Raw genomic sequence first — 12,013 nt, 5'->3', positions numbered from 1 at the left:
GGTCTGGCTAAGGTGGAGAGGATCGCCACGCGCCCGGGAGCACCCCATGATCGGTATACGTCGGAAGAGACCTGCCGGCGCCCTCGACGCCGTCGACGCCATCGAGCCCCCGGGCAACGCCGAGACTGTCGTCGGCGTGCTCTCGGTGACGGTGCTGGTCGAGGTGCTCGGCGTGCTGTCCGGGTCCGAGGTGTGGCTGCTCGGGCTCCTGGTCTTCCTGCCGGGGACCGCGTCGGCGCTGTGCACCGTGCAGCAGACCAGGTTCGTCGCCGCGTGGACCACCCTGTTCGTCTCCCTCACCCTGTTCCTGCGGGCCGGCGACCGGGCGGGCTGGCTGGACCGCAGTCTCCTGGTGCTGCTCACCCTGGTCCTGGGGGTGGTCTCCGTGTACGCCTGCCACCGGCGCATCGCGCGTGAGCAGGAGATGCTGCGCCTGCGCTCCACCGCCGCCGCCATGCAGCGGCACATCCTGCATCCCCTCCCCCTGCTCACAGACGACGTCCTCGTCAACGGTGTCTACGAGCCCGTGCAGGAGGACCGGCTCGTCGGCGGTGACATCTACGACGTCGTCGACTCGCCGTGGGGCACACGGGTGTTGATCGGGGACGTCCAGGGCAAGGGCCTGACCGCGGTGGGCGCCGCGTTCGCCGTCATCGGCGCGTTCCGGGAGGCGGCCTACCGGGAGCCCACGCTCACCGCGCTCGTCGACGCCCTCGACGCCGCGGTCGTCCGGCACAACTCCTACGCCGAACAGACCGGCGACGACGAACGGTTCGTCACCGCCCTCATCGTCTGCGTCGACGCGGACGACGAGGCGCAGATCGTCAACTGCGGCCACATACCGCCGCGGTTGGTGCACGAGGGCACCGTCACCACGGCCGCGGTGGACCCGGGCGTCCCGCTCGGCCTCGCCGAACTGGCCGTCGAGCCCACCACGGTGGACTGGTTCGCGTTCCCGGCCGGCGCCACGCTGGTGCTCACCACCGACGGGCTCACCGAGGCCCGTGCCGCCGACGGCACGTTCTATCCGCTCGACGAGCGCCTGATGAAGCACCTCGACCGCTCCCCCACCGAACTGCCCGGCGCCCTGCACGAGGACGCCCGCGACTTCGCGGAGGACGGCCGCCGCCACGACGACGTCGCCATCCTGACCGTCCGCCGGTCACCGCGGCTCTGACCCGGGGCGAGGCCCCGCGAGGAGGGCGCCCCCGCGACCTCGCGACCCCGTGTGGCGGGCGGGTCAGTCCTCGCCCTCGAGGTCGCCCTCCGTCTCCAGGTACACCTGCCGCAGCCGCTCCAGCACCGACGGGTCGGGCTCGGCCCACATCCCGCGCGACTGCGCCTCCAGCAGCCGCTCGGCGATGCCGTGCAGCGCCCACGGGTTGGCCTGCTGGAGGAACTCGCGGTTCGTCGGATCGAGGACGTAGGTCTCGGTGAGTTTGTCGTACATCCAGTCGGCGACCACGCCGGTGGTGGCGTCGTAGCCGAACAGGTAGTCCACGGTGGCGGCGAGTTCGAAGGCGCCCTTGTAGCCGTGGCGGCGCATCGCCTCGATCCACTTCGGGTTGACGACCCGCGCGCGGAAGACGCGGGACGTCTCCTCGACGAGGGTGCGGGTGCGGACCGTCTCGGGGCGGGTGGAGTCGCCGATGTACGCCTCGGGGGCGGTGCCGCGCAGCGCGCGCACGGTGGCGACCATGCCGCCGTGGTACTGGAAGTAGTCGTCGGAGTCGGCGATGTCGTGTTCGCGGGTGTCGGTGTTCTTCGCGGCCACCGCGATCCGCTTGTACGCCGTCTCCATCTCGTCGCGGGCCGGACGGCCGTCCAGTTCGCGGCCGTAGGCGTAGCCGCCCCACACCGTGTACACCTCGGCGAGGTCGGCGTCGGTGCGCCAGTCGCGGGAGTCGATGAGCTGGAGCAGGCCGGCGCCGTACGTCCCCGGTCGGGAGCCGAAGATGCGGGTGGTGGCGCGGCGTTCGTCGCCGTGCTCCGCCAGGTCGGCCCGGACGTGCGCGCGCACGTGGTTGACCTCGGCCGGCTCGTCGAGCGAGGCGGCGAGGCGGACGGCGTCGTCCAGCAGCCCGATCGTGTGCGGGAAGGCGTCCCGGAAGAAGCCCGAGATACGCAGGGTGACGTCGATGCGCGGGCGGCCCAGCTCCTCCTGCGGGACGGGCTCCACGCCGGTCACGCGGCGCGAGGCGTCGTCCCAGACGGGGCGGACGCCGAGCAGGGCGAGGGCCTCTGCCACGTCGTCACCCGCGGTGCGCATCGCGCTCGTGCCCCACAGGGACAGCCCGACGGACGTGGGCCATTCGCCGTTGTCGGTGCGGTAGCGCTCCAGAAGCGAGTCGGCGAGGGCCTGCCCGGTCTCCCAGGCGAGCCGGGAGGGGACGGCCTTGGGGTCGACGGAGTAGAAGTTGCGGCCGGTCGGCAGGACGTTGACCAGACCGCGCAACGGTGAGCCGGAGGGGCCCGCGGGCACGAATCCGCCGGCCAGCGCGTGCACGGCGTGGTCGAGTTCGGCGGTGGTGCCCGCCAGCCGCGGGACGACCTCGCGGGCGGCGAACTCCAGGACGGCGGCGACCTGTTCGCCGTGCTCGGCCGGGACGGCGGCCGGGTCCCAGTCCGCGTCCTCCATGGCCTGGACGAGGGACCGGGCCCGGGCCTCCGCCTCGTCGGCCGTCGTGCGGGTCGCGGCGGACTCGTCGAGGCCGAGCGCCTCGCGAAGGCCGGGCAGCGCGGTGGCGCCGCCCCAGATCTGGCGGGCGCGCAGGATCGCGAGGACGAGGTTGACGCGGTCGGCGCCGGCCGGCGGGTTGCCGAGGACGTGCAGGCCGTCGCGGATCTGGGCGTCCTTGACCTCGCAGAGCCAGCCGTCGACGTGCAGCAGGAAGTCGTCGAAGCCGTCGTCGTCCGGGCGGTCGGCGAGACCGAGGTCGTGGTCGAGCTTGGCGGCCTGGATGAGGGTCCAGATCTGGGCGCGGATCGCCGGCAGCTTCGCCGGGTCCATGGACGCGATCTGGGCGTACTCGTCGAGGAGTTGCTCCAGCCGCGCGATGTCGCCGTAGGAGTCGGCGCGGGCCATCGGCGGGACGAGGTGGTCGACGAGGGTGGCGTGCGCGCGGCGCTTGGCCTGGGTGCCCTCGCCCGGGTCGTTGACCAGGAAGGGGTAGACCAGGGGCAGGTCGCCGAGGGCCGCGTCCGGGCCGCAGGCGGCGGACAGGCCGGCGTTCTTGCCGGGCAGCCACTCCAGGTTGCCGTGCTTGCCGAGGTGGATCATCGCGTCGGCGCCGAAGCCGCCGTCCTCGGTCCGCGCGGCGATCCAGCGGTAGGCGGCCAGGTAGTGGTGCGAGGGCGGCAGGTCGGGGTCGTGGTAGATGGCGATCGGGTTCTCGCCGAAGCCGCGCGGGGGCTGGATCAGGATCAGCAGGTTGCCGAAGCGCAGGGCGGCGAGGACGATGTCGCCCTCCGGGTCGCGGCTGCGGTCGACGAACATCTCGCCGGGCGGCGGCCCCCAGTGCTCCTCGACGGACCTGCGCAGCTCCTCGGGCAGGGCGGCGAACCAGCGGCGGTAGTCGGCCGCCGGGATCCGCACCGGGTTGCGCGCCAGCTGCTCCTCGGTGAGCCAGTCCTGGTCGTGGCCGCCCGCCTCGATGAGCGCCATGATCAGCTCGTCTCCGTCGCCGGAGGCCAGCCCCGGCACGTCGGCGCCGCCGAAGTCGTAGCCCTCCTCGCGCAGCCGGCGCAGCAGGGCGACCGCGCTGGCGGGGGTGTCCAAACCGACCGCGTTGCCGATGCGGGAGTGCTTGGTGGGATAGGCGGAGAGGACCAGCGCGAGCCGCTTGTCGGCGGGCGGGATGTGGCGCAGCCGGGCGTGGCGTACGGCGATGCCGGCGACGCGGGCGGCGCGCTCGGGGTCGGCGACGTAGGCGGGCAGTCCGTCGGCGTCGATCTCCTTGAAGGAGAACGGGACGGTGATCAGCCGGCCGTCGAACTCGGGGACGGCGATCTGGCCGGCCGCGTCCAGCGGGGAGACGCCCTCGTCGCTCGTCTCCCAGTCGGTGCGCGAGGAGGTCAGGCACAGCGCCTGGAGGATCGGGACGTCGAGGGAGGTCAGCGCGCCCGCGTCCCAGGACTCGTCGTCGCCGCCCGCGGAGGCCTCGGCGGGACGGGTGCCGCCCGCGGCGAGCACGGTCGTGACGATCGCGTCGGCGGCCCGCAGTTCCTCGATCAGCTCCGGCTCGGGGGCGCGCAGGGAGGCGACGTACAGCGGGAGCGGCCGGGCGCCGGACGCCTCGACGGCGTCGCACAGGGCGTGCACGAAGGCGGTGTTGCCGCTCATGTGGTGGGCCCGGTAGTAGAGCACGGCGACGGTCGGGACGTCGAGGGCGCTCGGGGTGTCGAGGGCGGCCGTCGAGGTGTCGGCGGCGTCGGCCCGCGCGGGCCGCTCCAGCGGGCCCCAGGTGGGAGCGGACGCCGGGGCGTCGAAGCCGTGGCCGGTGAGCAGGACCGTGTCGGAGAGGAAGCGGGCGAGCTGCTCCAGGTTGGCGGGGCCGCCGTGGGCGAGATACGCGTGCGCTTCGGCGGCGATGCCCACGGGGACCGTGGACGCGGCCATCAGCTGGGCGTCGGGGGCCTGTTCACCGGTGAGGACGACGACCGGGCGGCCGTCGGCGAGCAGCAGGTCGAGGCCGTCCTGCCAGGCGCGCACTCCGCCGAGGAGGCGTACGACGACGAGGTCGGCGCCGTCGAGGAGGGCGGGGAGGTCGTCGAGGACGAGCCGGGCCGGGTTGGCGAAGCGGTACGGGACCGGGCCGGCGGCGGCGCGGGCGCTCAGCAGGTCGGTGTCGGACGTCGACAGCAGCAGGATCATGGGGCGTCGGCCTTCCTCGGGGTGTCCGCGCCCCGGGCGGTGTCGGACGGCGGGAGTTCCTGGCTCGCCCGGCCGGTGGGGGCCGGGTTCACAGTGGCGGGACCGCGCCGGATTCGCACCGGGCTTCCTCCCCTGTCGCCGTCGTGGCGAAGGCGGACCGGATGATCCACCGTTGAGCATAGTAAGGGGCGGGGAAGAGGGCACAGGCATACCTCCCAGGTGGACGTGGGTATGCTCGCCGCCATGTCCTCGGCTGACCTCCGTCCAACGCCCCAGGCCACAGCGGTCTCTCGGGACCGCGGTGACGCCTGCCCGGGGGCGTTGCGGCTGCACGCGGCGGACGACGGGGCGCTGGCCCGGATCCGGGTGCCCGGCGGGGTGCTGAGTGTCCGTCAGGCCGAGGCGCTGGGTGCGGCGGCCCGACGGCTGGGCGACGGCGAGCTCCATCTGACCTCGCGCGGCAACGTGCAGTTGCGGGGCCTCGCGGGCGGCTGCGGCACGGAGCTCGCCGCCGTGCTGGACGCGGCGGGGCTGCTCCCCTCGCCCGGGCACGAGCGGGTGCGCAACGTCGTCGCCTCGCCGCTGTCGGGCCTGGACGGACGGAGCCTGCACGACGTGCGGACCTGGCTGTCGGACCTCGACGCGGCGCTGTGCGCGAGCGGGCCGGCGCGGGAGTTGTCGGGCCGGTTCCTGTTCGCCCTGGACGACGGGCGCGGGGACGTCGCCGGGCTCGGCGCCGACGTGACGTTGCGGGCGGCCGGCGACGGCGGCGCGGTGCTCGATCCGGGGGCGGTACGGGTATCCGCGCGGGACGCGCCACGCGCCGCGCTGCTGGCGGCAGAGACGTTCCTGGAAGCCGTCCTGGACTCCGGCGGCAAAGCCTGGCGGGTGGCCGAACTCACCCTGGAAGCAGGCGAGTTGACCGAGCTGGTCCGTCGCCGTCTGACCGCCGGAGGCGTCGGCTGGACGCCCGGGACGGAGGTCGCCGCCGCAGCGGTCGCCGAGGGGCCCGCACCCGGCGTCGTCGGCGACGCCCTGTCCGCGCACGTGCCGCTGGGGCGGCTCTCCGCCCGCCAGTGGCGGGAGTTGACGCGGGTCGCCGCGACCGAGTTGCGGCTGACCCCGTGGCGCTCGGTCGTCGTCCCCGTGCCGGACCAGGGCGCGCGGCAGCGGGCCGAGTCGCTCGCCCGGCTGGCCGCCGCCGGTCTCGTCACCGATCCGGACTCCCCCTGGCCGCGCGTCGGCGCGTGCGTCGGACGGCCCGGGTGTGGCAAATCCCACGCCGACGTCCGGGCCGACGCGGCCGACACTGTCGACGCGGCCGGCGCCTGCCCCCTCCCGCTGTACTGGTCCGGCTGCGAACGCCGCTGCGGGCACCCGCACGGCGACCGGATCGACGTGGTCGCCTCCGCGGACGGCGGCTACCGGCTGGCCGCGGTGCGCGCGGGCCTTGCGACGCGCACCGCACCGATGACCGACCCCGACGACCTCGCCGCCGCCCTGGCGGCGATCACCTCATGAGCCGTACCACCATCGAGAGCAGCGAGACGAACACCGTGACCAGCTACGACTACGAGAAGGACGGAGCGGCCATCTACCGCCGGTCCTTCGCCACCATCCGCGCGGAGTCCGACCTCGAAGGGCTGCCCGCCGACGTCAGCCAGGTCGCGGTCCGGATGATCCACGCCTGCGGGATGGTCGACCTCGCAGGGGACCTCGCGTACACGCCGTCCGTCGTGGCCCGCGCCCGCGAGGCCCTGCGGGCCGGCGCGCCGGTCTTCACCGACGTGCAGATGGTGGCCAGCGGGGTGACCCGTCGTCGGCTGCCCGCCGCCAACGACGTGTTGTGCACGCTGTCCGAACCCGCCGTGCCCGAGCTTGCGGCGCGACTGGGCACCACGCGCACGGCCGCCGCGCTGGAGCTGTGGCGGGACCGGCTCGAGGGCTCGGTGGTCGCCGTCGGCAACGCGCCCACCGCCCTCTTCCGGCTGCTGGAGATGATCGAGGAGGGCGCGCCCCGGCCCGCCGCCGTGATCGGCGCGCCGGTCGGGTTCATCGGCGCGGCCGAGTCCAAGGACGCCCTGGCGGCGAACACGCTCGGCCTGGAGTACCTGGTGGTGCGCGGACGCCGTGGCGGCAGCGCCATCGCGGCCGCCGCGCTCAACGCGATCGCGAGCGAGGAAGAATGAGCGGCAAGGGCAAGCTGTACGGCGTCGGGCTCGGCCCGGGCGACCCGTCCCTGATGACCGTACGGGCCGTCGAGGTGATCGGCGAGGCGGACGTGATCGCCTATCACAGCGCCCGGCACGGCCGGTCCATCGCCCGCGCGATCGCGGCGAAGCACCTGCGCGCCGACCACGTCGAGGAACGTCTGGTCTACCCGGTCACCACGGAGACCACCGAACACCCGGGCGGCTATCAGGGCGCCATGGACGAGTTCTACGCCGAGGCCGCCGCCCGGCTCGCCGCGCATCTCGACGCGGGGCGCACGGTCGCGGTGCTCGCCGAGGGCGATCCACTGTTCTACGGCTCCTACATGCACATGCACAAGCGGCTCGCCGACCGCTACGACACCGAGGTGATCCCCGGTGTCACGTCGGTGTCCGCCGCCGCCGCCCGGCTGGGCGCCCCGCTCGCCGAGGGCGAGGAGGTGCTGACGGTGCTGCCGGGCACGCTGCCCGAGGAGGAGCTGACGGCGCGGCTCGCCGCCACCGACGTGGCCGTCGTGATGAAGCTCGGCCGCACCTTCCCCAAGGTGCGGCGCGCGCTGGAGGCCGCCGGGCGGCTGGCCGAGGCGCGGTACGTGGAGCGGGCCACGATGAGCGGGGAGCGGACCGGCGAACTGGCGGACGTGGACCCGGAGTCGGTGCCGTACTTCTCGGTGGCCGTGCTGCCCAGCCGGGTCGATGCCGAGCGTCCCGTACGGCCCCGCGGCGACGTCGTCGTGGTCGGCACCGGACCGGCCGGCCCGCTGTGGCTGACGCCCGAGACCCGGGCCGCGCTGGCCGCAGCCGACGACCTGGTGGGCTACACCACGTACCTCGACCGGGTGCCCGTGCGGCCCGGCCAGCTGCGGCACGGCAGCGACAACCGGGTGGAGTCCGAGCGCGCCGAGTTCGCGCTGCAACTGGCGGAGCGCGGACGGCGGGTGGCCGTCGTCTCCGGCGGCGACCCGGGGGTGTTCGCCATGGCGACCGCCGTCCTGGAGGCCGCCTCGCAGCCCGAGTACGCGGACGTGCCGGTGCGGGTGCTGCCGGGGGTGACCGCCGCCAACGCGGCCGCCGCCCGCGCGGGCGCCCCGCTCGGGCACGACTACGCCACGATCTCCCTCTCCGACCGGCTCAAGCCGTGGGAGGTGATCGCCGAGCGGCTGCGCGCGGCGGCCTCGGCGGACCTGGTGCTGGCCCTGTACAACCCGGGCTCGCGCAGCCGCACCTGGCAGGTGGGCAAGGCGCGCGAGCTGTTGCTGGAGCACCGGGCGCCGGACACCCCGGTCGTGGTGGCGCGGGACGTGGGCGGCCCCGGTGAGCGGGTGCGGATCGTGCGGCTGGCCGACCTGGACCCGGCGGTGGTCGACATGCGGACGATCCTGCTGGTGGGCTCCTCGCAGACGCGTGCCGTGCGGCGCGGGGACGGCGAGCAGATCGTCTGGACCCCTCGCCGCTACCCCGAGGCGTGACCCCGCGGCGGCGCCGCCCGACCGACGCCACCGCGGGCGCCAGGGGCGAGGACGCCTCCTGCGCGGGCGGCTCGGGCTGGCGGGTGAGCGGGCCGGGGAGTCAGGCGCGGGGCGCGGTGGCGAGGCGTTCCGCCACCCAGCGGGCCGCCTGCTCGGGCTCCCCGACCTCGGGCACGCCCTCCGGGACCGGCGGCCGCCGGACCACGACGACGGGCAGCCGGGCCTCACGCGCCGCGGTCAGCTTCGGTGCGGTCGCCGCTCCTCCGCTGTCCTTCGTCACCACGACGTCGATGCGGTGGCGGCGCAGCAGCTCCCGTTCGCCGTCCAGGGTGAAGGGGCCGCGGTCGAGCAGGATCTCGCTGTGCGGCGGGTGCGGGGGCTCGGGCGCGTCGACGGACCGCACGAGGAACCACAGCTCGTCGAGGGCGGCGAAGGCGGGCAGGCCCATCCGTCCGGTGGTGAGGAACACCCGGCGGCCGAGCGCCGGCAGCAGTCGCGCCGCGTGCTCCAGGGAACCGGCCTCGTGCCAGCGGTCGCCCTCGACGGGGACCCAGCCAGGGCGGCGCAGGGCGAGCAGGGGAACATGGGCGGTGGCGGCGGCCCGCGCCGCGTGGAAGCTGATGGTCCCGGCGAAGGGGTGGGTGGCGTCGATGAGCGCGTCGACGGCCCGCTCGCGCAACCAGGCCGTCAGCCCGTCGGTCCCGCCGAAGCCACCGACGCGGACCTCGCCCGGCGGCAGCCGGGGACTGGCCACCCGCCCGGCGAGGGAACTGGTCAGCTCCAGGCCGGGCGTGCCGTGCAGCAGCCCCGCGAGGCGGCGGGCCTCCGTGGTTCCGCCGAGAATCAGTACGTGCACGAAAGTCCGGATCCGATCTTGACTTCCTCCCCCGCCTGAAGGCGGGCGATTCCAGCGGTCGCCCGCTGGGGTTCCTGCTTCACCGACGACCGCCCCGTCCGGGAGGACTCCCGTTGAGGTCTTACACCGTCTCCACAGGCAGACGCCGCCAGCCCGGCGGCCAGAATGTTGCGTGCCGCGTTCACGTCGCGGTCGTGCACGGCGCCGCAGTGCTCGCACGTCCACTCGCGGACGCTCAGCGGCATCCTCGCCGCGACCGTGTCGCAGGCCCCGCACAGCTTCGAGCTGGGGAACCACCGGTCGATCACGACGAGTTCACGCCCGTACCAGGCGCACTTGTACTCCAGCATGGAGCGCAGGTCCGTCCAGGCCGCGTCGGAGACGGCGCGCGCGAGCCTGCCGTTCTTCAGCAGGTTGCGGACGGTGAGGTCCTCGATCACGACCGTTTGGTTCTCACGGACGAGACGAGTCGACAGCTTGTGCAGGAAGTCCCGGCGCCGGTCGGCGATCCGCGCATGGACCTTGGCCGCCTTGCGCCGGGCCTTCTCCCGGTTCGCCGAGCCCTTCGCCTTGCGCGACACCTCCCGCTGCGCGCGGGCGAGACGGGCCCGGTCGCGGCGCTCGTGCCGGGGGTTGGTCACCTTCTCCCCGGTGGACAGCGTCACCAGCGACGTGATCCCTGCATCGACGCCGACCGCGTTCGTCGTGGCCGGAGCCGGGGCGACGGCGTCGTCGCACAGCATCGAGACGAACCAGCGTCCCGCAGCGTCGCGGGACACGGTCACCGTCGTCGGCACCGAGCCGTGCGGCAGCGGACGCGACCAGCGGATGTCCAACGGCTCGGCCATCTTCGCCAGCGTGAGCTGCCCGTCGCGCCACGTGAAGGCGGAGCGGGTGTACTCGGCCGACGCCCGGGACTTCTTCCGCGACTTGAAGCGTGGGTACTTGGCGCGCTTGGCGAAGAAGTGGGCGAATGCCGTCTGAAGGTGGCGCAGCGCCTGCTGGAGCGGAACGGAGGACACCTCCGTCAGGAACGCCAGCTCCTCGGTCTTCTTCCACGCCGTGAGCGCGGCGGAGGACTGGACGTAGGAGACGCGGCGCTGCTCGCCGTACCAAGCCCTCGTGCGTTCCTCCAGCGCCCTGTTGTACACGAGGCGGACGCAGCCGAACGTGCGCGACAGCTCGGCTGCCTGCCCGTCCGTGGGGTAGAAGCGGTACTTGAACGCCCGCTTGACCTGCTGCGGCATGCCTCACACCGTATCACCTTCCGTGTGAGCCCCGGTCCTGGGCCGGTAGCCGGCGAACGTCGGTCCGCCCTGACAGCGAACGGGCTCTTCCTGCCCTGCTCCGCAGGAGCTTTGGTTCTCCCCCTCAAGCGGGAGGTACCCCCACCCCCGGCTGAAGCCGGGGGTATCCAGGAAGGACAGCCCCGATGAGCAGTGACGTGGCAGGCTCGGACGGCCCGAAGGGCGGCCGCGGCGCCCAACTCAAGCACACCGGTCTGCGGCCCGGCTGGACGACCGGCGCCTGCGCGACGGCGGCCACCACGGCCGCCTACACCGCCCTGCTGACCGGCGAGTTCCCCGATCCGGTGACGATCACGCTGCCCAGGGGGCAGACACCGGCGTTCGCGCTGGCGGCCGAGGAGCTGACGGACGACCACGCGATGGCCGGGGTCGTCAAGGACGCCGGCGACGATCCGGACGTCACGCACGGGGCGCTGGTCCGGGCCACGGTGCGGCTGCTGCCGGCCGGGTCCGGGGTGGTGTTCCGGGCGGGGCCCGGCGTGGGCACGGTCACCCGTCCCGGACTGCCTCTGCCGGTCGGGGAACCCGCCGTCAACCCGGTCCCCCGCCAGATGATGCGCGACCACGTGGCCGAGGTGGCGGCCCGGCACGGCGGCGCCGGCGACGTCGAGATCACCCTCTCCGTCGACCACGGCGAGGAGATCGCCCGCTCCACCTGGAACCCGCGGCTGGGCATCCTCGGCGGGCTGTCCGTCCTCGGCACGACCGGGATCGTCGTGCCGTACTCCTGCTCGGCGTGGATCGACTCCATCCGGCGGGGCGTGGACGTGGCCCGGGCGGCGGGCCGCACCCATGTCGCCGGGTGCACGGGGTCGACGTCGGAGCGGACGGTCGTCGCCGAGTACCGGCTGCCCGAGGAGGCGCTGCTCGACATGGGCGACTTCGCGGGCGCGGTCCTGAAGTACGTCCGCCGGCACCCCGTGGAGCGTCTGACGATCTGCGGCGGCTTCGCCAAGCTCTCCAAGCTCGCCGCCGGCCATCTCGACCTGCACTCCGCCCGGTCCCAGGTCGACAAGGGCTTCCTCGCCGAGCTGGCCCGGCGGGGCGGTGCGGACCCGGCGCTCGCCGCGGAGGTGGCCGGGGCCAACACGGGGCTCGCCGCGCTCCAGCTGTGCGCCGCGGCCGGGGTGCCGCTCGGCGACCTCGTGGCGACGGCCGCCCGCGACGAGGCGCTGGGCGTACTGCGCGGCGCCCCGGTCGCGGTCGACGTGATCTGCATCGACCGTGCGGGGACGGTGGTGGGCCGCAGCACGGTCGCCGGACCGTAGCCGCGCTGCCGGCTTCGTGGACGGCGGCGG

General features: G+C 74.4%; 8 protein-coding genes and 1 riboswitch. Of the genes, 5 read left to right on the top strand and 3 right to left on the bottom strand.

Annotation, left to right across the window (positions count from 1 at the left end):
- Positions 1-46: 46 nt before the first annotated feature.
- Positions 47-1,177 (top strand): PP2C family protein-serine/threonine phosphatase, encoded by a 1,131-nt coding sequence (locus QA802_RS37595; RefSeq protein WP_334532525.1) that lies wholly within the window; start codon positions 47-49, stop codon positions 1,175-1,177.
- A gap of 63 nt (positions 1,178-1,240) precedes the next feature.
- Here QA802_RS37595 and cobN read toward each other — a convergent pair whose 3' ends face one another.
- A complete protein-coding gene (cobN, locus tag QA802_RS37590; protein ID WP_334532522.1) occupies positions 1,241-4,873 on the bottom strand; it encodes a cobaltochelatase subunit CobN in 3,633 nt (1,210 codons plus the stop codon).
- Positions 4,874-4,926: 53 nt separating this feature from the next.
- Positions 4,927-5,003: riboswitch (cobalamin riboswitch) on the bottom strand.
- A gap of 101 nt (positions 5,004-5,104) precedes the next feature.
- Between cobN and cobG the strand changes: the two genes are divergently transcribed.
- The 3 genes from cobG to QA802_RS37575 are packed head-to-tail and all read left to right on the top strand — an operon-like array spanning position 5,105 to position 8,552.
- Positions 5,105-6,394, top strand: coding sequence for a precorrin-3B synthase (gene cobG / locus QA802_RS37585; protein ID WP_443042319.1), 1,290 nt, complete (start codon positions 5,105-5,107; stop codon positions 6,392-6,394).
- The gene (locus QA802_RS37580) at positions 6,391-7,062 is read left to right on the top strand and encodes a precorrin-8X methylmutase (protein ID WP_334532517.1); all 672 of its coding nucleotides are present in this window, start codon (positions 6,391-6,393) and stop codon (positions 7,060-7,062) included. Before cobG ends, QA802_RS37580 begins: the two co-directional genes overlap by 4 nt.
- Positions 7,059-8,552, top strand: a complete 1,494-nt coding sequence (locus QA802_RS37575) for a precorrin-2 C(20)-methyltransferase (protein ID WP_334532514.1) — start codon at positions 7,059-7,061, stop codon at positions 8,550-8,552. The genes QA802_RS37580 and QA802_RS37575 overlap by 4 nt, the downstream gene beginning before the upstream one ends.
- Before the next feature lie 100 nt (positions 8,553-8,652).
- Here QA802_RS37575 and QA802_RS37570 read toward each other — a convergent pair whose 3' ends face one another.
- On the bottom strand, positions 8,653-9,408 hold the full coding sequence (locus tag QA802_RS37570; RefSeq protein WP_334532511.1) for a cobalt-precorrin-6A reductase: 756 nt from the start codon (positions 9,406-9,408) through the stop codon (positions 8,653-8,655).
- Positions 9,396-10,655: an RNA-guided endonuclease InsQ/TnpB family protein gene (locus tag QA802_RS37565; protein WP_334532508.1), complete on the bottom strand. Its 1,260-nt coding sequence runs from the start codon at positions 10,653-10,655 to the stop codon at positions 9,396-9,398. Before QA802_RS37565 ends, QA802_RS37570 begins: the two co-directional genes overlap by 13 nt.
- A gap of 185 nt (positions 10,656-10,840) precedes the next feature.
- Here QA802_RS37565 and QA802_RS37560 point away from each other — a divergent pair, with 185 nt between their 5' ends.
- Positions 10,841-11,983, top strand: coding sequence for a cobalt-precorrin-5B (C(1))-methyltransferase (locus QA802_RS37560; RefSeq protein WP_334532504.1), 1,143 nt, complete (start codon positions 10,841-10,843; stop codon positions 11,981-11,983).
- Positions 11,984-12,013 lie beyond the last annotated feature (30 nt).

This window comes from Streptomyces sp. B21-105 (assembly GCF_036898465.1).
GTDB lineage: Bacteria > Actinomycetota > Actinomycetes > Streptomycetales > Streptomycetaceae > Streptomyces.
Note: the sequence above shows the minus strand (reverse complement) of the source record. Positions and strands in the feature narration are given on the sequence as shown.

What these genes read in the sequence shown, in the direction of transcription:
- cobG (WP_443042319.1), top strand. Translation starts at nt 5,105, where the DNA reads ATGCTCGCCGCCATGTCCTCGGCTGACCTCCGTCCAACGCCCCAGGCC.
- QA802_RS37580 (WP_334532517.1), top strand. Translation starts at nt 6,391, where the DNA reads ATGAGCCGTACCACCATCGAGAGCAGCGAGACGAACACCGTGACCAGC.
- cobN (WP_334532522.1), bottom strand. Translation starts at nt 4,873, where the DNA reads ATGATCCTGCTGCTGTCGACGTCCGACACCGACCTGCTGAGCGCCCGC.
- QA802_RS37560 (WP_334532504.1), top strand. Translation starts at nt 10,841, where the DNA reads ATGAGCAGTGACGTGGCAGGCTCGGACGGCCCGAAGGGCGGCCGCGGC.
- QA802_RS37575 (WP_334532514.1), top strand. Translation starts at nt 7,059, where the DNA reads ATGAGCGGCAAGGGCAAGCTGTACGGCGTCGGGCTCGGCCCGGGCGAC.
- QA802_RS37565 (WP_334532508.1), bottom strand. Translation starts at nt 10,655, where the DNA reads ATGCCGCAGCAGGTCAAGCGGGCGTTCAAGTACCGCTTCTACCCCACG.
- QA802_RS37595 (WP_334532525.1), top strand. Translation starts at nt 47, where the DNA reads ATGATCGGTATACGTCGGAAGAGACCTGCCGGCGCCCTCGACGCCGTC.